Origin of the sequence: Sphingomonas faeni, from assembly GCF_040407495.1 — a bacterium.
Taxonomy (GTDB): domain Bacteria; phylum Pseudomonadota; class Alphaproteobacteria; order Sphingomonadales; family Sphingomonadaceae; genus Sphingomonas; species Sphingomonas faeni_D.
This window is the reverse complement of sequence record NZ_JAPZPP010000001.1, coordinates 911,256-934,758: the sequence shown is the minus strand read 5'-3', so window position 1 is coordinate 934,758 and position 23,503 is coordinate 911,256. Positions and strand designations below refer to the sequence as shown.

Here is a 23,503-nt window from a genome sequence, read left to right as displayed (position 1 = left end):
CGGTTAGTATCGCGCGTTGCGGCGGACGGTCTCACACGCGGTAAGCTCGGCGCGCGAGCCCGACGGTCAGCTCATGCGCGAGGTCGGCCGCTTCCCAATCCGCCAACCGGTGCTCGGCGACGAGGCGCGCGAGAAATGCGCAATCGACGCGACGTGCGACGTCGTGGCGCGCGGGGATCGACAGGAACGCGCGCGTGTCGTCGTTGAACCCGACCGTATTGTAGAAGCCGGCGGTCTCGGTCGTCATTTCGCGGAAGCGGCGCATGCCTTCGGGGGAATCATGAAACCACCAGGCGGGGCCGAGACGCAGGCAGGAATAGTGGCCGGCGAGTGGCGCCAGTTCGCGCGCATAGGTCGACTCGTCGAGCGTGAAGAGGATGATCGTCAGGCACGGATCGTTGCCGACCTCGTCGAGCATCGGGCGCAGGCCGTTCACGAAATCGGCGCGCGCGGGGATGTCGGCGCCGCGGTCGCGTCCGTGGCTGGCGAACAGACGGGCGTTGTGATTGCGCACGCTGCCGGGATGGATCTGCATGACCATCCCGTCCTCGATCGACATGCGCGCCATCTCGGTCAGCATCTGCGCACGGAACAGCTCGGCATCGGCCGGTGTCGGGTCGGGACCGATCACGCGGGCGAACAACGCCGCGGCGGCGCCCGGATCGAGGTTTGCGGTCTGCGCGGTCGGGTGGCCGTGATCGGTCGCGGTCGCCCCCGCGGCGCGGAAGTCGGCGCGGCGCTTGCGGTGCGCGGCGAGATAGCCGGGCCAGGTCCAGACATCCTCCCCGGTCAACGCGGCGAACCGCTCCATCGTCGGCCGGAACGCCTCGTGCTCGACGTCGATGACGCCGTCGGGACGATAGGTCGTCACGACGCGGCCCGCCCAGCCGGAGTCGCGGATCGCACGATGCGCGTCGAGCGGGTCGTCGGCGCCCTCGGTGGTCGCGAGGAATTCGATCCCGAACCGCTCGAACAGCGCACGCGGGCGAAACGCATCGGTCGCGAGCCGCTCGGCGATGCCGTCGAAATACAGGTCGCTCGTCGAGGCATCCAGCGCCACCTCGAACCCGAGCACCTCGGCAAAGACGTGATCGAGCCACGCCTGCGACGGTGTCCCGCGGAACAGATGGTAATGGCTGGCGAGCGCGCGCCAGGCTTCGCGCGGCTCGGTATCGGGCACGCCCTCCCGCGACGGTACGCCGAGACGACCGAGCGCGATGCCCTGACTGTAGAGCATCCGGAACAGATAATGGTCGGGCGCCAGCAACAGGCTGGTCGCGTCGCGCCACGGTTCGTTGGTCGCGAACCAGCGCGGATCGGTATGCCCGTGCGGCGAGACGATCGGCAGCGTGGCGATCTCGGCATACAGCGCACGCGCGATCGACCGCTGGTCCGGATCGCTGGAGAATAGTCGATCGGGTGAGAGGCGAAGCGGGCGGCTCACGCTTTTGCCGTCATATAAGCGATCCCGCGCTCGAGACCGCGCAGTTCGGCAAGGCCACGCATCCTGCCGAGCAGCGAATAGCCGGGCAGCGTTTGTTTAGAGAGGTCGTCGAGCATCTGATGGCCATGATCGGGACGCATCGGGATCGAGCGGCCCTCGCGCATCTGCAAGGCATGAATGGCAGCGACCAGCGCGACCATGTCGGCATCACCGGCAAGATGCGCGGCCTCGTGGAAGGCGCCATTCGGCTCGCGCTGGACCGATCGCAGATGAAGAAAGCCGATCCGGTCGCCCAGCCGCTCGATCATCCCAGGCAGGTCGTTGTCGGCACGGGCGCCGAACGAGCCGGCGCAGAAGCACAACCCGTTGGAGGGGTTGGGCACTTTTGCGAACAGCGTCGTGACGTCGGCCTCGGTGCTGACCACGCGGGGCAGGCCGAACAATGCGAACGGTGGGTCGTCGGGATGCACCACCAGCCGCATGTCGAGTGCGTCGGCCAGCGGGCAGACCGCCTGAAGGAACGCGATGTGATTGGCGCGAAGTCCCTCGGCATCGATAGCGTCATACTGCGCCAAGGCGTCGCGGAAGCGATCGGCGGTAAACGTCTCCTCGCTGCCGGGGAGCCCTGCGATGATGGTTTTCTCGAGCAGGCGGCGCGCGTCCGTATCCATGGCAGCGAACCGGCGGCCGGCGCTTTCGACCAGCGCCGGGGAATAGTCCTGTTCGGCGCCCGAGCGTCGCAAAATATGGATATCGAAGACCGCAGCCGCTTCGAGTTCGAAGCGAAGCGCCCGCGCGCCGTCTGGCATCGTCCAGGCTAGGTCGGTGCGGGTCCAGTCGATGACCGGCATGAAGTTATAGGTGACCGTGCGGATACCGCATGCGGCGAGGTTGGTCAGGCTCTGTCGATAATTGTCGATCAGCATGTCCCGGTCGGCACCGCGCGTCTTGATCGCTTCGTGCACCGGCAGGCTCTCGACCACCGACCAGACGAGCCCGGCCGCCTCGATCTCGGCTAGGCGCGCGGCGATCGCGTCGTGCGGCCAGACGTCGCCGTTCGCGATCTCGTGCAGCGCCGTGACGATGCCGGTTGCACCGGCTTGGCGAATATCGCGCAACGTTACCGGGTCGGAGGGCCCGAACCAGCGCATCGTCTCGATCATTGGCACCTAGAATCCTCTCTCGATTGCGCGGACCTTTGGCCTCGCTGCGTTTCATGACTGTTTAGCGATCGCAAATCTATTAGGTCAGATGCAATCAAGTGGTCAGGCCATTTTGTAGGACGGGGACTGGGAGATGATGGCTCGCGCTCGACTAAAAAATGGATGCGCCACGATAGCGCGGCGCACCCTTAGTTTGGTCGACATCGGCAATGGGGAGCGCCGATGTCGACGGGGGAAGAAGACATTCAGAACTGGAAATTGACCGCCAACGCGTAGGTGCGACCGAAATAGGAGGTGTAGAGCGGATCCTTCCGAACCGTGTCGACGGTTAGGCGATTGGTCTCGTTGGTGACGTTCGATACTTCGGCAATCAGCTTGATATGCTCGTTGAGATTGTACGAGGCCGATGCGTCGACGAAGATCGAACTGGCGTTCGATGTCGAATCTGCGTCGACCGAGCCGCTCGGAACCGCCGTCAGGAACGCCGCGCGGTAGTTCACCGTCGAGCGAATGCTGAACTTGTCGTCCTCGTAATAGAGCGTCCCGCTTGCCGTTTCCGGCGACAGACCGACCAGCGGCGCCGTGCGGGAAAGCGTCGGCGATATGACGTAGTTGATGTTCGAGCGGACGCGCGTGAAGTTGCCGAGTGCGCCGAAGTTGCGCAGCACGCCGGGCAGGAAGGTGAAAGGCAGCTGGACGTTCACCTCGAACCCACGCAGCGGCCCGCCCTCGGTATTGTTGCTACGCTGGACCGTGAACACGTCGGTCGGGCGAAGCTGCGTACCGTTGAGCAGCGTCAGCGGTAGCCCGATGTCCTGGAACGCAACCGCCTGGCTCGTCGTCTGGATGTAGCTTTCGATATTCTTGTAGAAATAGGCGACCGAAATCAGCGAGCCCTTGGCGAAATACCATTCGAGCGCCGCATCGAACGTATTGGCGCGGATCGGTTCGAGGAAGGGATTGCTGAACGATGCGGTCTGGATGACGAGGTTCGCCGAGCCCGCGGGAATCAGCTGGCCGTAAGCTGGGCGCGACATGACACGCGCGACCGAGGCGCGCGCGATCAGATCCGGCGTGATGTCCAGCGCGAGGTTCGCCGATGGCAGCCAGTCGTCATAGCTGCGCCCGACTTGCGATATCACGAAACGCGACGGATAGAGCGACCCGGCGGGTGCCGCCGAGGTGATCGGACCATAGGTGTCCATGCTGGTGTGGACGTAGCGGACGCCGGCATCGCCGCGGAGCGCGAAGGGCAGGGAGTCGGCGGTGTTGAACTTCACCATCCCATAGCCCGAGCCGTATTTCTCGGAGACGCCGCCAAACGTGCCCTTTGCGCATTCGATGCTGCAATAGACGTAGCTGTCGAGACCGACCGCATCGCGGAACTTGTCGGGATCTATCGAGACGAAATCCTGCAACAAGCCGTCCAGGTTGCTGCCGACGCCCTTCGTCACGGTGGTGAGGCTCGCAAGCGTCACGCCGGCCGGCAGGGCGAGCGGCGTGTTGGTGGCAAGCTGCCGCTCCCGCGCGGTGTATTTGTTCGTCCGATACTGGCCGCCGACCTGGAGCGTGAAGCCCGGCGCCGCCTCCCATTCGCCGTTGAGTTCGAACGTCTTGCTGGTGATCGTGTTGCGGCGGATGAAGTTCGACAGCTGTCCGCGCTGGTCGCCGTTCGCAAGCGGCGGCCCGTACTGGAACAGCGCGGGATTGATCGTGTCGATCCCGTAGCCGATCTTCGGAATGTTCGGGTTGTCGCGAAAGTCGATTGAGAAGTTCCGGGTATCGTTCGAATCGATCGCCACCTGCAGGCGGTCGACGTCGAGCCGCGACTGGTTGATGCCCGCCAAGCCGTAGACCCGCACCGTGTCCGAGAAGCGCTGGTCGAAGTTCAGATTGACCTGGCGATAGGTCGACGTGAACTTCTCCTGCTGCATCTCCGATCGCACGTCGACGCCGTCGAAAAGGCCGTGGACCAGCGACCCGTTGTCGTCGACCTCGATCTCGCGGACCGACGTCAGAGGCTGGCCGTTGTTCGAGATTGCGCGCCCGAACGACCGTGCGTCGAACATCTGGTCGAGCCGGTCGACCTTGAAGCGCGAATACAGGCCGTCGAGCGATATGTCGGTATTGGCGCTGGGCTTCCATTGCAGCGTCAAGGTACCGGCGAGACGTTCCTGATCCTGGCTGCTCTTCACGGGGCGCGGCAGGCGCGGCAGATAGACGCCGCCCCCCGGGCGACCGTTCACCCCGGTACGGCTCATGATATAGTCATAGGCCGCGGCGTTGCCGGTACGCGGATTGCCGGTGCTGCAATTGTTGGCGTCGGCGCCGATCGGCGTGCCGTTGGGCTGCGTATAGCCGCCGACCGGGCTGTTCGTCGCGGCGCCGCGATACGTGTAGCCGACGGGCGTGCAGAACGGGAAGATCACGCCGGCGTTCGCGGTGCCGCCAGGCTGCGCCTGGCCGTAAACCGTGGTCGGCACGACATCGACTGCCGAATAGGCATATTCGTCGATATGGCGCTTCGAATAGGCGATGCTGCCGAGGATGCCGAACGTGTCGCCGAACTTCTTGGAGACGAGCGCGGACAGGCGCGGATCGGCCTTCTTGCTGATGTCGTTGTAGATACCGCGCGCGGTACCGGTAAGGACGAAATCCTTTTTCTGGTCGAACGGCTTCGGCGCGCGAAGATCGACCGTCGCGCCCAGCGAGCCTTCCTCGACGTCCGCCGACAGCGTCTTGCGGACCGAAAGCGCCGAGAAGATCTCGGTCGGGAAGGTCACGAAATCGAACGAGCGACCGGTCGCGACGCCGCCGCGGATGTCGCTGCCGCTGACCTGCGACACGCCTTCCATGCCGTTGATGCGGACACGCGTGAATTGCGAGCCTAGGCCGCGGACCGAGATGTTCCGACCCTCGCCGCCATCGCCGCGCGAGAGCGCTACGCCGGGAATACGCTGCATCGATTCCGCAAGGTTGGAATCGGGGAACTTGCCGATATCCTCCGCGACGATGCTGTCGATCGCGGCGGTTTCGTTGCGCTTCTGGTTCAGCGCGTTGTTTAACGCCGCACGAAACCCGGTGACGACGATATCTGCGTTTTCGGCATCCGGTGCGGCCTGGGACGAGGTAGCGGGATCGGGCGGGCTCGTCTGACTGTCCGCAGGCTGCGGCATCTGGCTGCCAGCAGTCTGCTGGGCCATGACAGGCGCGGCGATGAATAGGCTGACGATGCTCGTCGAGATAAGCAGTTTCCGCTTATCGAAGCTCTTACGGCTCAAAGACCCTCTCCCGATGGGCCGGGCGCGCTGAGTTGACGCTTCCCGACATTGTGCCGCCCTAGTTTCTAAGGTCGGCGTAGTTCGTCAGGTATCATCGCAATTTTGATATGACAATGCTGAATCATTTGGTCAGGCAGATTGTTTGGCCAGTATGTCCGAGCGCTACTGCTATCGTGCTGTGATAGGCTAAATACACCGGTGGCAGACGGCTTTTGGTGGTGGCGCGGTTGTCGTCAGGTCAGACGGAGCGCCGGGCGAGGGCGCGGCGGCGCTGGTCGGTAGCAGCCCGCGCGCGCTCGACCGCTTCGGTCTCGGTAACGTCGAGCAGATGATCGATGACACGTGCAAGATGATCGCGCATCGCGTTGCGTGCGTCGATCGGCGAGCGGGCCTCCAGCGCACTCAGGATCCGGCCATGTTCGATCATGCGGTTCTCGGTGCCGAGGCTTCCCGCCTTCGCCAGCACTTCGCGCGCCAGCGGTGAGCGGAACCGCATGTCCCAGAAGTCGGTGACGGCGGAGATGATGACGGCATTCCCCGTCGCCTCCGCGATCGCGATGTGAAAGCGACGATCCGCGTCCTCCGCCGCCAGGGTGTCGTCCTGATCCATCTGCCCCAGCAGACCGCGCAGTTCGACCAGCTGCTGCTCGGTTATCTCTGTCGCGGCGACGGCGGCAACCTCGCCTTCGAGCATGCGGCGCGCTTCGGTGATCTCGAACGCACCGATGTCGAGCTCTTTTTCCGAGTCGTTCGAAGAGGAGGCGAGCACGAACACGCCCGATCCCTTGCGAGCCTCGACCATGCCCTTCATCTCGAGCGCGATCATCGCCTCCCGGATGGTCGGGCGGCTGACCTGGAACCGCTCGGTCAGGTCGCGTTCGGCGGGCAGGCGCGCGCCGACCTGGTATACGCCGGCCGCGATGTCCGCGATGATCGCCTGCACGATCTTGCGATAGAGCTTACCGCCGCCTTCAGTACCTAGCATTGCATTCCTCGTTCGATGCGCGCCCGCCCGAGCGTTGGCGTCGCCTTGTACATCGCGTTGCGTAAAGCATCGTCAAGCCCAGTGCAGCGCAAAAGCGTGCGATGGCCTGATTAAAATGCCTTACAATCCTGTTGCATGTGGCCCGACCACAATTTAAGACGTGGCTCAGGAGAGTCCGTACGACAGCGACATGTCGGCGGTAAATGATGCGAGACGACCGGACCCGTCCGGATAGGGTTGCCCGACCCGCGCTCGCAGAAAAGAGAAAAGGGGAGGCGAATGGCTCGAGCGCTCGCAATTCTGACCTTGGCGGCCGTGCCGTTGATGGCACAGTCATCGGTCAATGCTGCACCGACGCAGCAATCCTCCACCCATCGGGCCCCCGCTCATCAGGTAAAGGCGCCGTGGCGTGATGTTACTCCGCGCGAAGGGTTGGCCGGCTGGCGTGCGACCGGCGGCAAGGCGAGCTACGCGTTCGAGAATGGCGAAGTGATCGGACGCGCCGAGCCGGGCAAGACCAATAGCTGGCTGGTATCCGAAGCGCAGTATGGCGACTTCATCATCGAATTCGATGCGAAGACCGATCCAGCGCTCAATTCGGGCATGATGATCCGCGGTCAGAGCCGACCCGACTATCGTGACGGCGTGGTGTACGGGTATCAGGCGGAGATCGATCCGTCGTCGCGCCGCTGGAGCGCCGGGCTGTACGACGAGCAGCGGCGGCAATGGCTCTATACGCTGGGGCGTAACGAGGCCGCGCGCCAGACCTTCCGCTCGGGCGACTGGAACCACTACCGTGTCGAGGCGATCGGCACCCGGCTCCGGACGTGGATCAACGGCGTGCCTGCCGCCGATGTGGTCGACGACCTCGACGCACGCGGCTTCATAGCCTTTCAGGTCCATGCAATCCCCGATGCAGAGGCTGCTCGGCATCCTGAAGTGCGGTTCCGCAACGTCCGGATGATCACGGATTCGCCGGCTCGGTTCGCGATGCCCGCGACGGCTCTCCCGGAGCAGGGGTGGCTCACCAATCGACTGTCCGCGGGTGAGCAGCGCGCCGGTTGGAAGCTGCTGTGGGACGGCAAGACCGGCGCCGGCTGGCGTAGCGTCAAGGGCCAGAAATTTCCGGCATCGGGCTGGTCGATGGCCGACGGTGCGTTACGCGTCGAGGGTGGTGGCGGCGATATCGCGACGACCCGCGACTACCGCGATTTCGAACTGTCGATCGATTTCAAGCTGACGCCCGGCGCCAATAGCGGGATCAAGTATTTCGTCGATGCTGGCCTGCTCAAAAAGGGCGAGTCGATCGGGCTCGAATACCAGTTGCTCGACGATGAGCGGCATCCCGACGCGAAGATGGGACGCGATGGCAACCGGACGCTCGGGTCGCTCTACGACCTGATCGCCGCGAAGAACCTCTCCGATCCCGATAGCCCGGGCAAGCGGATCAATCCGCCGGGCGCGTGGAACCGCGCGGTGATCGTCGTGCGGGGCACGCATGTCGAGCATTGGCTGAACGGCTTCAAGATGGTCGAGTATGACCGCGGCTCCCCGGCGTTCCGTGCGCTGGTGGCGCAGAGCAAATACGCCGGCGTGCCCGGCTTCGGCGAAGGCAAGCAGGGACCGATCCTGCTGCAGGATCACGGCGACCGGGTCGAATTCCGGTCGATCAAGCTGCGCGAACTCTGAGGGGGATGGATCGATGGACCGTCGGACGATGATCAAGGGTGCGAGCGCCACGGTAGGGCTGGGGCTCGGCATGGCGATGAGCGCGCGCAGCTATGCGCGGATCAAGGGCGCGAACGACCGGCTCAGCGTCGGGATAGTCGGCGTGAACGGGCGCGGGCAGGCGCATATGGGCGCGTTTACCAAGGTGCCGAACGTCGAGATCACGCATTTCTGCGACGTCGACTCGACCGTGCTGGCCAAGCGCGCGGGTGAGTTTGCGTCGCGCGGGAATCCGGCGCCGAAGACCGAAGGCGATTACCGCCGCCTGTTCGACAACAAGGCGCTGGACGTCATCACGATCGCGACGCCGGACCATTGGCACGCCAAGCTCGCGGTCGACGGGATGAAATCGGGGCATCACGTCTATTGCGAAAAGCCTATCGGCATCGCGCCCGCCGAGGGCGAGGCGATGATCGCCGCGCAGAAAAGCACCGGGCGCGTCTTGCAGGTCGGCAACCAGCAGCGATCGAGCCCTGAGACGCGGCAGCTGCTCGCGCTTGTCCAGGCCGGCGAGCTGGGCGACGTCTACGAGGCGCAGACCTGGTACGCGAACAATCGCAAGACGATCGGCAAGGGGCAGGTGACGACGCCGCCCGCCAATCTCAACTGGGACATGTGGCAGGGGCCCCGGCCGCGCGCGCCGTACCGGTCGAACCTGGTCCCCTATAACTGGCACTGGTTCTGGCAATACGGGACCGGCGAACTCTGCAACAACGCGATGCACGAACTCGACGTCGCGCGCTGGCTGATGGGGCTGACCTATCCGAAGACCGTTTCCGCGCAGGGGGCAAAGCGCTTCCACGCCGGCGACGACTGGGAGATGTACGATTCGCTCGCGCTGGACCTGAACTACGACAACGACCGGGTGATCCGCTGGAACGGCCAGAGCTGCAACGCGATGCTGACCTATGGGCGCGGACGCGGCGTCCTGCTGCTCGGCAGCAAGGGGTCGGCAGTGGTCGATCGCAACGGCTTCGAGCTGTACGATCTCGCAGGCAAGTCGATCCGGCAGGTGATGGCCAAGGCGACATCGGAGACGACCGGCACGGTCGGCGAAGGTATCCTCGACGTCTATCACGCCGGCAATTTCGTCGACGTGATCCGTGGCCGCGCGTCCGCGCTCAATTCACCGATCGCCGAGGGGCATATCAGCACAACGCTCTGCCATCTGGGCAACATGGCCTATCGCACCGACAGCGTGCTGACCGTCGATACGACGACCGGCAAGCCGAGCAGCGCCGAGGCGATGAAGCTGTGGTCGGTCGCGTATCAACCGGGCTGGGAGGTCAAGGCCTGACGTGAGCATCGCCGCGCAGGTCGAGCGCTTCGTTGCGATGGGAACGCGAGTCGAGCTGCACGTGTTCGGCGGCGGGTTTGCCGATGCGCTGGTCGCGGCGCGGCGCGCGATCGAGGACGTCGACGATGCGTTGACCATCCATCGACCGTCGCCGACGACTGCGGTCAACGAAGGCATGCTTGCCGGCCGGGAGGTCGCGATCGACGATCCGGTGCTGATCGAGGCGCTGATCGCGATCGAGGCGGTGCACGCGCTGACCGATGGGCTGTTCGATCCTGCCGTCGATAACCGGTTTGGCGGCGCAGGATGGGCCGACGTGGTGTTCGATCCGCGCACGGCACGGATCGCGGCGACGCGACCACTCGCGCTGGATTTCGGCGGCTTCGGCAAAGGGTTCGCGCTCGACCGGGCCTGCGCGGTGTTGCGCGACGCGGGCATCGTCTGCGCGTGTCTTTCGGCCGGCGAGAGCTCGCTGGCGGTGATCGGCGAGCATCCGCTCGGGGGCGGCTGGCCGTTCGCGATACCGCATCCGTTGGTCGGCGACGCGGTGCTGGTCGAGCTCGAACTTGTCGACGAGGCGCTGTCGATCTCGACGACGGTGGGCGCGGGTACGCACGCGCCCGAACGTGCGGCGATGATCCGGCCGAGCGACGGCGCGATCGTCACCGCGGCACGCTGTGCGGTGGCGATCGATCGCAGCGGTGGCAGGGCGGAGGCGCTGAGCACGGCGCTGCTCGTCGCCGATGACGACTGCGCACGACGGCTGCTCGGCGGTGGGCCGGCGCGGCGTTTCCTGTATGATCTTTCCCAAGAGGCGGCGCCGACCGTCGACGTAGCGAGGATGCACGCGGCATGACCGACAAGGATTTCGACCTCACGCGGCGATCGTTCATCGACCGCGTGATGATGGCAACCGCGGGTGCTGGGATGGCAGCGGCGGCGCCCTGGGCCGTGTCAGCAGCGTCGGCGGCGGGGGCCGATCCGGTAAAGACGAACCCGGTTCGGCTCGGCGTGATCGGCACGGGGGATCGCGGCCGTACGCTGATCCAGAACATCGCCAAGACGCGCAACTGCACGGTCGTGTCGATCTGCGATACCTATGCGCCGAACCTCGCCAAGGCGCGGCAATGGGTCGGCCCGACGACGCGCAGTTTCAGCGATCACCGCGCGATGCTCGACGCAGGTGGGATCGATGCGGTGGTGATCGCGACGCCGCTCAACATGCACGCGCGCCACACCTTCGACGCGTTCGACGCGGGACTGCACGTATGGTGCGAGAAGGCGATGGCGCGGACGATCGCGGATTGCGGCGCGATGGTGGCCCGCTCGAAGACCGCGAACAGGGTGCTGCAGATCGGCCACCAGCGGATGTTCCACCCGACCTATCTCAACGCCCTGATGCGCGCCAAGGCCGGCGAGATCGGGTCGCTGACCCAGATCCGGGCAAGCTGGCACCGCAACAATGCCTGGCGTCGCGCGGTCCCTGCCGACGCGACCGATCGCCAGATCAACTGGCGCCTGTACCGCGACAGCTCGGCGGGGTTGATGACCGAACTCGCGACGCACCAGCTTCAGGTTGGCAACTGGTTCTTCGACGCGGCGCCGACGCGGGTGATCGGCTCTGGGAGCATCTGCTTCTGGAAGGACGGTCGCGAGGTCTACGACCATGTCGCGCTGATCTACGAATATGCCGGCGGGCGGAAGCTCATCTACACCTCGCTGCTGAACAACGCGCGCTATGGCTGCGAGGAGCAGATCCAGGGTAGCAAGGGCACGATCGAGCCCGAACTCGGCCGCATCTATCAGGAGGTGCCGGCCAAGGTGCTGGCGCTGCAGCGGATGCAGAAGGACGTCGCGCGGGGGCACAAGCGCACCGTGCCGATCGGCGGAGCCACCTGGTTCCCCGAATTGCCCGTGACGACACCGGGCGAGTCGCTCGGCTGGGGCGAATATGACGAGACGATGCTCCAGTTCGAGGGGTTCGGTGCCGCGGTGCGTGCGGGCAAGCCGCTGCCCGGCCTGCTACGCCAGGCCTATCAGGCAAGCGTCGCCTCGCTGCTCGGCGAGCAGGCGATGGACCGCGGCGAGGCGATGACCTGGCCGACGAATCTGGTTGCGATCTGACAAGGGGAATACGCTGTGACCGATACCAACCGACGCGGGATCCTGGGACTGGGCCTGACCGCTGGCCTAGCCGCCGGGTTTGCCGCCGACGCGTTCGCGCAATCCTCCACGCGTGGCGACGCACCGACGGAGAGCGCTGTCGCGCGTCCGGTCCCCGAGGCGAAATACCGCGTGCCGTTCGCGGTGATCGGGATGGACCACAACCACATCTACGGCATCACAGACGCGATCATCCGCGGCGGCGGCGTGCTCACCACCTTTTACGCGACCGATCCGAAACAGATCGCGATGTTCAAGAAGCGCTACGGCGACGTGAAGCTCGCCCGGTCCGAACAGGAGATCCTCGACGACCGCGCGATCAAGCTGGTGTGCAGCGCGGCGATCCCGAGCCTGCGCGCCCCGCTGGGCATCCGGGTGATGCGCGCGGGCAAGGATTACCTCAGCGACAAGGCGGCGGTGACGACGCTCAAGCAACTCGCCGACGTCCGCCGTGCCATCAAGGAAACCGGGCGGAAATACGGGATCATGTATTCCGAACGGCTCGAGGTGCCGGCAGCGGTGATGGCGGGCCAGCTCGTCCATGACGGCGCGATCGGGCGCGTGATCCAGACGGTGAACCTCGCGCCGCACCGGCTGTCCGCCGCGAGCCGTCCCGACTGGTTCTGGGACCCGGCGCAGAACGGCGGTATCCTGACCGATGTCGGCAGTCATCAGGCCGACCAGTTCGTCTACCTGACCGGCACCAAGCGCGCCCAGGTGCTCGCGTCGCAGACCGGCAATTTCGGCAATCCCGCGCATCCCAAGTTCGAGGATTTCGGCGACATGATGCTGAGCGGCGATGGCGGCGCCGGCTATGTCCGGGTGGACTGGTTCACGCCTGCCGGCCTGCCGACCTGGGGCGACGGCCGGCTCTTCATCCTCGGCACGGAGGGCTATATCGAGCTCCGCAAATATGTGGACATTGCAGGGCGGCCGGGCGGCAACCACCTGTTGATCGCCGACAAGAAGGGGACGCGTTATCTCGATTGCTCGAAGGTGCCGCTGCCGTTCGGGCCGCAGTTCGTGACGGATATCGTCGAACACACGTCGGTCGCGCAGGATCAGGAGGGCGCGCTGCTCGCGGCCGAACTGGTGCTGACCGCGGAGGCACGCGCGACCCCGGCTAGACGTTGATTTGATTGTATTCCGGATTGGCGGGCGCACCGCGCAGCCGCCAAACGGAACTACAATCGCTACTAATCCCAGCTTCGGTATCGGAGGCTTCTGAACAACCGCATTGACCTGACGCACCGCCACCTGTTTTAACAAAGAAAATTGTCTTAAGGAGAGGGCAGTGGGTCATATCCGCTCCATGCTGTTAAGTATGGTTGCTTTGACGGCAGCGACGGCGGCGGCGCAAGACGTCGATCAGGCACACGATGCGGATGTGGCGGGAAGCGTGAATCCCTTCGTTGGTACGACGAATGGCGGCAACACCTTTCCGGGGGCCACAAGGCCATTTGGAATGGTCGCTTTCAGCCCGGAACAGACGCCGCTTGCCGGGAAGCGTCTGCCGATCGCAGCGCCTGGCGGATATGAGTGGCGCGCCAACGGCGTACGCGGATTCAGCCTTACCCATGTCTCCGGGACCGGTTGCGCAGGGGCCAGCGGCGACGTTCCGATCATGCCGGTAACAGTCCCCATCGAGCGGTCGCCCTCATCGGTCGAAGCGGGACTAAGTTACGCCAGCCTGCTGGATCACAAAGCTGAATCTGCCAGTCCCGGTGCCTATTCCGTAAAGCTGGACAATGGCGTCAAAGTCGACCTGGGCGCGACCGACCGGACCGCCGTCGGTCGCTTTGCATTTCCCGCCGGCAAGCCCGCCAATGTGTTGTTCAGAACCTCGGACAGCGAGGTGGGCAGCACCGCGTCGACGATCACGATCGACCCTTCGACCCGGACCGTGAGCGGAACGGTGACCAGCGGCAATTTCTGCGGCTACCTCGCCGAGGATCGCCGTGAAAGCTATTACACGCTGCACTTCGTTGCCGTGTTCGACCAGCAGTTCGAGGTCGGTGGAACATGGCGCGACGAAACCGTAAACAAGCGCGCTGTGACGGGGGCGGGCGGTACCGGCTATGGCACCCAAGGCCACCCGCCCGCAGGGAAGGGGAGTGGCGGCTGGATCAGTTTCGATAGCGACCACGGCGCTACCGTCACGGTCCGGATCGGAATCTCCTATGTGGATCAGGCCGGTGCGCGCGCGAACCTTCAACGCGAAAGTCCAGCGGGAACGAGTCTGGACGCCGTGCAGGCGGCCGGGCGGGCCGAGTGGAACCGTGCGCTCGGCACAATTAAAATAGAGGGCGGTGCTCGAGATGATCGATCCGTCTTCTATTCCGCGCTCTACCATTCTCTCCTGACGCCGAACCTGACCAGCGACGCCGACGGTCGCTACCGCGGGTTCGACGGCAAGGACCATCGCCTCTTCCGAGGGCAAGCCGCGCAATACGCGAATTATTCCGGGTGGGACGTTTATCGTTCCCAGTTGCAACTCGTGACCTTGCTCGATCCGCAACGCGGGTCCGATATCGCGCAGTCGCTGCTCAACCAGGCCGACCAGAATGGCGGGGTGTGGGACCGCTGGACACATTTGACGGGCGCGACCAGCGTGATGAACGGCGATCCTTCTCCGCCGTCGCTTGCCGCGATTTACGCGTTTGGCGGCCGTTCGTTCGACCTCAAGCGCGCCTACGCGTCACTCAAGCAGGCCGCGACCGTTCCGACCGCGAAGGACCTCAGCGGCAAAGGGTGTCCGGTGATGTGCGTAGGTCAGCGCCCGGGCCTCGATCAGTGGCTGCGGTTGCATTACATGCCGGTGGGCAGTCGGGGGTGGGGGAGTGCGTCCGACACGCTGGAAATGGCGTCAGCGGATTTCGGCCTGGCGCAACTCGCGCGCATGGCTGGCGATCGCGTGGGTGAACGACGCTTCCTGGATCGGTCCGGATGGTGGCGCAACCTGTTCAACCCGAACGCGACTGCGCAGGGCGGATATATTCAACCTCGCAAGGCGGATGGCAGCTGGCCACCCTTCGACCCCGCTGCAGACGACGAGTTCGTCGAGGGGAGCGGCGCTCAATATCTGTGGATGGTGCCGTTCGATCCAGCCGGCCTGATCGATGTTCTCGGCGGTCGCGACGCGTTTGCTCGTCGTCTCGATGCGTTCTTCCGTACATCGACGGGGGAATGGGCCGTGACGAAGGCCGGCCCGCTGCACGCAGAGCTGGACAACGAACCCTCGATCGCCTCGCCGTGGCTCTATCTGTTCGTCAACCAGCCCTGGAAGACGCAAGCGACGGTGCGCGCCTCGATGCGCCAGATCTGGACGAACACCCCCGAAGGCATCTCGGGCAATGACGATCTCGGCGAAATGTCGTCCTGGTACGTCTGGTCGGCGTTGGGCTTGTATCCGCTCTACCCCGGGCGGAGCGAGCTGGTGATCGGCAGTCCGCTGTTTCCGCGTGCGACCATAGACCGGCCCGGCGGTCGCATCTCGATCCGTGCAACCGGTGCTGAACCGGACGCGCCGTATGTCCGCTCGCTGCGGTTGAATGGACGAGCGCTCGACCAAGCCTGGCTCCCCGCGGACTTCGTCGCTCATGGCGGCACGCTCGACTTTACGCTGGCGAAGGACCCAGAACGGACCTGGGCGATAAAATCCCCGCCGCCCTCCTTCCACTGATCGGCAAGCAGCACCTTCACGGTGCGGACTCGGTACAAAGGAAACGCAATGCAGATCCGCTCGACCATGACGTTCGCACCGCTCCGCCGTCTTGCCATCGCGGTGCTGTCGACGGGGGCGTGCATGACGGGCGTGCACGCACAGGAGCCGGTCCTGACCCGTACGCCGGCGACCCCATTGGTCGCGCAGGATCCGTATTTCAGCATCTGGAGTTTCAGCGATGCGCTGAACGATCAGCCCACCCGCCACTGGACGGGATCCGAGCAGCAGATGAGCGGCTGGATCCGCGTCGACGGCAAGCTGATGCGATTCCTGGGAACGGGGCGAGGGGAAGCGATGCGGCAGGTTTCGCGCGCGCTGACGCCGACACGTACCATTTATGATTTCGAAGCGGGGGGCATCAGGCTTACGGCCACCTTCTTCACGCCGGCGTTGCCGCAGGATTTGGACGTGCTGTCACGGCCCGTAACCTATCTCAGTTGGACTGTGCAGGCGACGGACGGTGGCCGCCACAAGGTTCAGCTTCTGTTCGACGCCAGCGCGCAGCTCGCCGTGGACAACGATCAGCAGAGCATCGTGTGGGGAACCAGCCGGGTCGGCGACATGGCGGTGATGCGGGTCGGCACCGACACGCAGCAGGTGTTGCAGAAGGTCGGGGACAATCTGCGCATCGACTGGGGATGGGCGCAGCTCGCCGTGCCGCGTCAGGCCGGTACGACCACGGCGATCATCGGCGAGCGCGAACGTGGCATCATGCTCGACAAGGGCGTCGTGCCCCAGGCGGACGATCTGGCCATGCCGCGTCTCGCACACCAGAACCGCCCGCTGATGACCCTGCAGGTCGACTTCGGTGACGTCGGTGCACGTGCCGATACGCGGCGAGCGTTGCTGGCGTACGACGACATCGACTCGATCGAGTATTTCAAGCGCCGCCTACCGGCGTATTGGCGCCGCAACGGCATGACGATGGCAACGCTGTTGCAGACGGCGGAGAACGAGGAGAGTGCGCTGCGTCGGCGGGGCGAAGCGTTCGACCGGGAGCTGATCGGGGATCTGGAAAAGGCTGGCGGGCGAAAATATGCCGAATTGGCCGTGCTCGCCTTTCGTCAGACCTTGGCGGCGAACAAGCTGGTGGCCGATATCGACGGTCGACCGCTGTACTTCTCGAAGGAGAACTTCAGCAACGGGTGCATAGGGACGGTCGACATCACCTATCCCTCGTCGCCGTTCTTCCTGCTGTTAAACCCCGACCTGCTCGAGGCTCAACTGCGCCCGATCCTCGACTATGCGGCGATGCCGCGCTGGCGCTTTCCGTTCGCCCCTCACGATCTCGGGACCTATCCACAGGCGAACGGCCAGGTCTATGGCGGCGGCGAGACGTCCGAGGACGACCAGATGCCGGTCGAAGAGAGCGGCAACATGATCCTCATGCTCGACGCGCTTGCCAAGATAAGGGGCAACGCGGATTTCGCCGGTCGGTATTGGCCGCAGCTGCAGCGTTGGGCGAGCTATCTCCGCGAGAACGGGCTGAACCCCGAGAACCAGCTGAGCACCGATGATTTTGCGGGGCATCTCGCGCACAATGCCAACCTTTCGATCAAGGCCATCAGCGCTCTGGACGGCTATGCCGATCTCGCTCGGATGCTGGGCAAGAAGGACGAGGCGACGCGCTACCGAGCCACGGCGCATCAGATGGTCGGCAAATGGCTGGCGATGGCAAAGGACGGCGACCATACCAAGCTCGCCTTCGATGCTCCCGGCACATGGAGCCAGAAGTACAACCTCGCCTGGGACAAGGTGCTCGGCCACGACCTGTTCCCCAAGACGCTGCTTCGCGACGAGGTCCGCTTTTACCTCAAGCATCAGCAGACATACGGTCTCCCGCTCGACAGCCGCAAGACCTACACCAAGCTCGACTGGATCATCTGGAGCGCGACGCTCGCCGAGGACAAGGCAGCGTTCGAGGACCTGATCGCCCCCGTTCACCGCTACATGCAGGAATCGCCCAGCCGGGTGCCTTTGAGCGACTGGTACGAAACCACGGACGGAAAGCAGGTCGGTTTCCAGGCGCGATCCGTGGTCGGAGGCGTGTATATGAAGATGCTCGCGACACCTGGCATCTGGACCAAATGGGCCGGCGCTTCAGTCAAGACGAAATAGGCTTGGCAACGAGAAGCACGTCCTGCCGTTCCGCGACCGAGGGTCATTTTCCATTGGTCGGCGGTTCGGTAGTTCGACGGTCGAATGCGAGCTTGGCCCAAACGGGGAAATGGTCCGACGGGTAGGTCGCGTTTTTGTGGATTGTGCTCGTCTCGATCTCCGTGGCATGCATACCGCGCAGGAAGAGATAGTCGATCCTGCGGTCGGGCACGCCCGTGAAATCGTGGAAGGTGTTGTCGGGACCTCGCCGCCTGCCAGCCTGCTGGCGGGCATCCGTGAGCGCGGCCGAAAGCGTCGCGTAGGTGCTGCTGGACGGCCCTGCGTTCATGTCCCCGGCAAGTATCACCGGGAGGCCTTTCGCAATATGTTGCAAGCGAGTGAGGATAAGCTCCGCCGCCCGCCGGCGAGCGTCCTCGTCCTGGTCGCGGTGCGGTAGATGCGTATCGACGAACAGGAAGCGACGCGGTGATCGGGCGCGCGTTTCGAAGACCGCCCAGTTCGCCATCCGCGCCAGATCGGTCCCCCAACTCATGCTACCGACGACCTCGGGCGTGTCCGACAGCCAGAAGTCTCCCTGCTCGACGATGCGGAGGCGATCGGGCCGATAGAATATGCCCATATGCTCGTCGGTATGGCCGCCATGGCGGTCACGCCCGAACCAGCGGTATTGCGGCAGTCCGGCGACGAGATCGTCACCTTGGCGTTGCAGCAACTCCTGTGTGCCGATCAGGTCTGGGTGCACGTGCTTGATTAGGCCGATCATAACGGGCCGGCGTTCCGCCCACTGGTTCGGTGCTACGTCGGAGGCGTAGCGGACGTTGAACGTCATGACGCGCAGAGAAGGCGTACATCCCGCGAGGAGTGCCGCCAGCGGCAGGACGGCATGTCGCCAGAATGTGCTCGTCATGACCTTCTCCTCGAACGAATGTTTCATTTGATCGTCACCCGTCGGCGTTGGCGCGTTGCTACTAGGTCCGGCGCATAGTTGTTACCGGCTCTTGTTGATCCAGGTGGCGTAAGGGGGGCCGGAAAGACTTTCGGGCGTTGCCCCAGTATCTGTTTCCGCAGGCGTAGAGAACTTCGAGCGTCCAAGATCGACTTTCGCCTCGCGTGCAAATGTCGACCGCGACGGTGACCGGTCGAAGCCTGGTGTCATCGTGGGCTTGCCGCCATCGCAAGGGCGATCGATCCAAGCGGGCCTGCGAGATCGCCCAATGCAGGGGCGACGATGAAGGGTCGGACGGGGGGCAATGCCATGTATCCCGCCAAACTGGTCTCCAGCTCGGCTTCGATCTGTGCCAGCAGATGTGGCTGCCGCGTTACGACGCCGCCGCCGATCGCGATGCGAAACGGCCCTGTCGTTGCAACGAGTGTATGTGCCATCACCGCGAGAGCCGAGATCATCGGCTTCCAGACGGGATCATCGGCTGTCAGGCCGTCAACCTCCCGTCCGTCCAGCCGCAGGACCAGCGCCGACCCGGATGCCAGCCCCTCGACGCAATCGTCGTGGTAGCGACAGGAACTGGGGACCGTGTCGCCTGACGTGCGCGGGACACGAATGTGGCCGATCTCGCTGTGTCCGATCCCGCGGGTAGGCAGCCCATGAACGATCAGCCCCACGCCGATGCCCGTTCCCACCGTAACGTACGCGAAGTCCTGCAACCCCTGGGCGCACCCCCAGCGCATTTCGGCAAGAGCTGCGCCGTTGACGTCCGTGTCGAACGTGAATGGTCGCTCGAAGGGCCTCGCGATCGCTGAAACGATATCGCAGTCACGCCAGCCCGACTTGTTCGTTGCCAGGATCGATCCGTACCGGTCATCCGCGGGATCGAGGCAGATGGGACCGAAGGACGCGATGCCTATCGCGGCGAAGCCATATTCTTTGTCCCACTCGCGCAGCGTCGCAACGATTGCGGGCAGGGTGACCTCGGGTAAGGTCGTGGGAATGACGCGCTGCTGCACTATCGCGTCCGGCCCGTAGGCGAGCGTGCAGACGCATTTCGTTCCTCCGAGCTCGACCCCAACGAACGGTATATCTGCCGATGTGACTGCCGAAACTTTCACGGTTTTCGCCTTCTCCCCTCCGGCTCGCCTCTTCTCGGCTGCTCGTTCGCGATTTCGGGTACGCGATTATTACATCAATTTTCTTAATTCAATCGGCTTCTGCGCGGCCGGTCTCTCCGGGCTCGGCCAATCATGTGCGATTTTACGGAGATCTTGGCGCACCCCTGCCGTCGCATGTTCGTGGCATCGAGCAAACTGGTGGAGAGTTTTCCAGCGGGAACGCCTCTCTGCATCGGGCGCCCCTTCTGCATCAGGCGATTAGTCTGTCGCGCGTTCGACGCGTCGCTGCGACCATCGAGATATAGCAGACAATTTAATTGACAATTTGCTTTGTGTATTGGCAAAAGGTTAATGTTGCTGCGCTGATTGCTGCCCATTCGAGGTTGCTGGGTGCATGCTGACGAAGGGCATAAGGGGAAAGGGCCGTCCGGCATCTTGTCCCGTAAGGAGGAGGAATTCAGGATGGCTACATGCCTCGTAAATCGAACAGCCGCATCTTTGCGCAGTCGTACATTCGCTCGACTTTTCGTTTCAGTCAGCCTGTTGGCGGGTACAGTCAGCATCGCCCATGCTCAGGAAGCCGCGCCCGCTGGTAACGTTCAGAACGTTCCCACGCAGCCGACGGGTATCGAAAACGTACCTGCTCCCGCCGCAGACGGTTCTACCACCACCGCAGCGCAGGATACGGGCGGCGCCGACGATATCGTTGTGACCGGCTACCGTCAGTCGATCGAGAAAAGCCTCAGCCGCAAGCGCGAAGCCAATGCCTTCGTCGACGTGATCACCGCCGAGGATGTGGGTAAGTTCCCCGACAAGAACATCGCCGACTCGCTGCAGCGCGTTCCAGGCGTCGTCATCGAGCGCAGCGGTGGCGAAGGTAGCCGGGTCAGCATCCGCGGTCTCCAGTCCGACCTGACGCTGACCGAACTCAACGGCAACTTCATTGCGGGTGCCGACAGCGGCGATCCCTCGCGATCGTTCAACTACGTGCTGCTGCCCTCGAACATGATCGGCAGCGTCGAGGTGTTCAAATCGCCGGAAGCAAGGCTCGACGAGGGCGGCGTCGGCGGCACCGTCATCCTCCACACCCGTCGACCGCTGGATCTCAAGCCGTGGTCCGGCTTCGTCTCGATCGAGGGCACCGATTCCGACGTCACCAAGAAGGTCGAGCCGCAGGCGTCCGGCCAGCTTTCCTGGCACAATGAGGACAAGACCATCGGCCTGCTGGTCGGCGGCACGTATCAAAAGCGTACCAATCGCGAGATGGATGGCTCGACCGAGAGCTGGCAATGGTGGGCCGATGGCGGCCGGGGCGGGCCGAAGCCTGCAACGGATGTCAACGGCAAGCCCTTCGCCAACGATGATTCGGTATCCTACTGGTCGGAGGACAGGGCGCCCACGACCCAGTCGGGCCAGCATTATAATGGCTATTGGGCTCCTCAATCGGTCAACGAGACGATCGTCACGGAGAAGCGCGAACGTATCGGCCTCCAGGCGACGCTCGAACTGAAGCCGACCGACAATTTGCACATCACCGCAAACTATTTCCGGTTCCAGCTCAACAACGACCGTCAGACGAACTCGCTCAAGATTCCTGAGTGGGGCTACGGCAATTTCTACACCGGTGCGCAGTTCGACAAGAGCGGCACGATCATGCAGTCGGCAACGTTCCAGGTGCCAGCGCCCGGTACCGGATGCCTTACGCGCACGCCGATCTGCACGATGGAAACGCCGCAGATTTCCGGCAGTTATGCGCGGGAGAAGGACATTTCGAATACGTTCGACGTCCATGGCGATTGGACCAAGGATCGGCTCGACGTATCATTCGTGCTCGGCAAGACCCGTGCGACCGGCGGCCCGTCCCAGCAGTTCAGCGTCGCCGCCAAACCACGCCTGACGGGCGCGGTAACGGCGAACGGCAATAATCTCAGCAGCTGGGATTTCAGCAACGGTGGGCTCGCCATGGCGTTCTCGCCGGAGTTGCAGGCGAACCTCAACAACGGCATTGCGCAGATCGATACCGGTTCGACCGGTTCCGGCTTCACGAACAGCTCGATCGAGCAGCGTTACGCTCAGATCGATGTAACCCGGCATTTCGATAGCTTCATCGATTCGGTCCAGATCGGCGGCAAGTGGCGGGACGGAAAGATCCACCGTGAAACCGGCGAACTCAACTGGTATGTCGATGCCGCTACGAAACTGCGGTTTCAGGACACGCCCGGCGGCGCGGTCGCTCAGCCAAGCTTCTTCTATAGCGATGGGATCGGCAACATCCCCGGTGGCTTCAGTGCAACGTCGTTTCCTGGGATCAACCTCGATAAATATCTGGGCTATCTGAACGCCACGTACGGCGATGCGGTAACGGTGCCGCAGCCGCAGAACCGATACGATATCAACGAGAAGATCTGGGCAGGGTACGCTCAGGTCAACTACAAGACCGGGCCGATCCGCGGCAACGTCGGTCTTCGCGTGGCGAGCACCAAACAGTCCGGCCGATCGACCGACACGCTCTATTTCGAGAACGATTACTGCGTGAACGGGCCCGGCGGAGCGTTCGATCCGGCCGTGCCGCTCGGCTCCGACGGAAACTGTCAGGTCATTCCGCAAAGCCAGCGCGAAACGCGCGTCTTCGCGCCGGTTCTCGAGACCAAATCGTACACTGATTTCCTGCCGAGCTTTAACGTCGCCTGGGACGTCACGAGCAATATCCTGGTTCGCGGTGCGGTATCGAAGGTTGTCGCGCGCCCCGCGTTCAATGATCTCGCCTCATCCCGGTCGCTGACCTACCATTCGCCGGAATATACGTTCGATCGTGCGCAGTTCGGCGAGCGCGTGGGCTGGTTCGGCAATGGCGGCAATTTCGATCTCAAGCCCTTCTCCGCCTGGGCGTACGACCTGGGTGCGGAATGGTATTTCCATCGCGGCTCGGTGCTCGGCGCAGCGTTGTTCCGCAAGGACGTGAAGAACTTCGTGGTGCCGCTCGTGCTCGATCTGAGCCAGACGGTTCAGGGCCAGGAAGTGGTGGTCCAGCAATATTCGACACAGGCCAATGGCGGCAGCGCCGTGTCCGAGGGCATCGAACTTTACGCCCAGCATACGCTGGACTTCGGCTTGGGCGCACAGGTGAACTTCACCTACAACCACACGTCGACGGCTGACGTGACGCTGAACGGCGAGAATATCGGCACGTCGCCGCTGGTCGGCAGCGCGAAGACCCAGTGGAACGCCTCCGTGTTCTACGAGAAGCATGGCGTACTGCTGCGTGCGTCGTACAACCGCAAGGGCGAGCAGGTCGGTGGCATCGTGTCGGGCCTTAACGTCTATTCGGCACCGTACGAGCAGGTTGATCTAAACGGTCAGGTCAACATCACGCCGCAGTTCTCGCTTACGGCGTCGGTCATCAACCTCACGAAGTCCGAGCAGACCGCGCATCTGGGTAACGATACCGACCTTCGCTACTATTCCAGCCAGTACACCGGTCGCCGCTTCTATGCCGGTCTTCAGTACAACTTCTGACGTTCGTCTGCCTGAGGAGG

General features: G+C 63.9%; 14 protein-coding genes. 8 read left to right on the top strand and 6 right to left on the bottom strand.

Annotated elements, in window-relative coordinates; all coding sequences use genetic code 11:
* Positions 1–31: 31 nt before the first annotated feature.
* The 4 genes from uxaC to O6W96_RS04160 all read right to left on the bottom strand — a co-directional run bounded on the left by uxaC (position 32) and on the right by O6W96_RS04160 (position 6,873).
* Positions 32–1,444 (bottom strand): glucuronate isomerase, encoded by a 1,413-nt coding sequence (gene uxaC, locus O6W96_RS04175; protein WP_353468390.1) that lies wholly within the window; start codon positions 1,442–1,444, stop codon positions 32–34.
* Positions 1,441–2,607 carry a mannonate dehydratase gene (gene uxuA, locus O6W96_RS04170; protein ID WP_353468389.1) on the bottom strand — a complete coding sequence of 389 codons (1,167 nt, stop codon included), beginning with the start codon at positions 2,605–2,607 and terminating at the stop codon, positions 1,441–1,443. The genes uxaC and uxuA overlap by 4 nt, the downstream gene beginning before the upstream one ends.
* Before the next feature lie 245 nt (positions 2,608–2,852).
* The gene (locus O6W96_RS04165; RefSeq protein WP_353468388.1) at positions 2,853–5,888 is read right to left on the bottom strand and encodes a TonB-dependent receptor; all 3,036 of its coding nucleotides are present in this window, start codon (positions 5,886–5,888) and stop codon (positions 2,853–2,855) included.
* A gap of 238 nt (positions 5,889–6,126) precedes the next feature.
* Positions 6,127–6,873, bottom strand: a complete 747-nt coding sequence (locus O6W96_RS04160; RefSeq protein WP_353468387.1) for a FadR/GntR family transcriptional regulator — start codon at positions 6,871–6,873, stop codon at positions 6,127–6,129.
* A gap of 279 nt (positions 6,874–7,152) precedes the next feature.
* Between O6W96_RS04160 and O6W96_RS04155 the strand changes: the two genes are divergently transcribed.
* The 7 genes from O6W96_RS04155 to O6W96_RS04125 all read left to right on the top strand — a co-directional run bounded on the left by O6W96_RS04155 (position 7,153) and on the right by O6W96_RS04125 (position 17,903).
* Entirely contained in the window at positions 7,153–8,562 is a 1,410-nt protein-coding gene (locus O6W96_RS04155) for a 3-keto-disaccharide hydrolase (RefSeq protein WP_353468386.1), read from the top strand.
* A 13-nt stretch (positions 8,563–8,575) separates the two neighbouring features.
* Complete coding sequence (locus tag O6W96_RS04150) at positions 8,576–9,898, top strand: Gfo/Idh/MocA family protein (RefSeq protein WP_353468385.1); 1,323 nt, start codon at positions 8,576–8,578, stop codon at positions 9,896–9,898.
* Between the two features lies 1 nt (position 9,899).
* Positions 9,900–10,754 carry an FAD:protein FMN transferase gene (locus O6W96_RS04145; protein ID WP_353468384.1) on the top strand — a complete coding sequence of 285 codons (855 nt, stop codon included), beginning with the start codon at positions 9,900–9,902 and terminating at the stop codon, positions 10,752–10,754.
* Complete coding sequence (locus O6W96_RS04140; RefSeq protein ID WP_353468383.1) at positions 10,751–12,022, top strand: Gfo/Idh/MocA family protein; 1,272 nt, start codon at positions 10,751–10,753, stop codon at positions 12,020–12,022. The genes O6W96_RS04145 and O6W96_RS04140 overlap by 4 nt, the downstream gene beginning before the upstream one ends.
* A gap of 15 nt (positions 12,023–12,037) precedes the next feature.
* A complete protein-coding gene (locus O6W96_RS04135; RefSeq protein ID WP_353468382.1) occupies positions 12,038–13,195 on the top strand; it encodes a Gfo/Idh/MocA family protein in 1,158 nt (385 codons plus the stop codon).
* Positions 13,196–13,373: 178 nt separating this feature from the next.
* Positions 13,374–15,743: a GH92 family glycosyl hydrolase gene (locus O6W96_RS04130; RefSeq protein WP_353468381.1), complete on the top strand. Its 2,370-nt coding sequence runs from the start codon at positions 13,374–13,376 to the stop codon at positions 15,741–15,743.
* A 48-nt stretch (positions 15,744–15,791) separates the two neighbouring features.
* Entirely contained in the window at positions 15,792–17,903 is a 2,112-nt protein-coding gene (locus O6W96_RS04125) for a glutaminase family protein (protein WP_353468380.1), read from the top strand.
* A gap of 43 nt (positions 17,904–17,946) precedes the next feature.
* Here the strand turns inward: O6W96_RS04125 and O6W96_RS04120 are convergent, their stop codons facing one another.
* A complete protein-coding gene (locus tag O6W96_RS04120; protein WP_353468379.1) occupies positions 17,947–18,810 on the bottom strand; it encodes an endonuclease/exonuclease/phosphatase family protein in 864 nt (287 codons plus the stop codon).
* Positions 18,811–19,055: 245 nt separating this feature from the next.
* The gene (locus O6W96_RS04115) at positions 19,056–19,967 is read right to left on the bottom strand and encodes an ROK family protein (protein ID WP_353468378.1); all 912 of its coding nucleotides are present in this window, start codon (positions 19,965–19,967) and stop codon (positions 19,056–19,058) included.
* A 543-nt stretch (positions 19,968–20,510) separates the two neighbouring features.
* Between O6W96_RS04115 and O6W96_RS04110 the strand changes: the two genes are divergently transcribed.
* On the top strand, positions 20,511–23,483 hold the full coding sequence (locus O6W96_RS04110) for a TonB-dependent receptor (protein WP_353468377.1): 2,973 nt from the start codon (positions 20,511–20,513) through the stop codon (positions 23,481–23,483).
* Positions 23,484–23,503 lie beyond the last annotated feature (20 nt).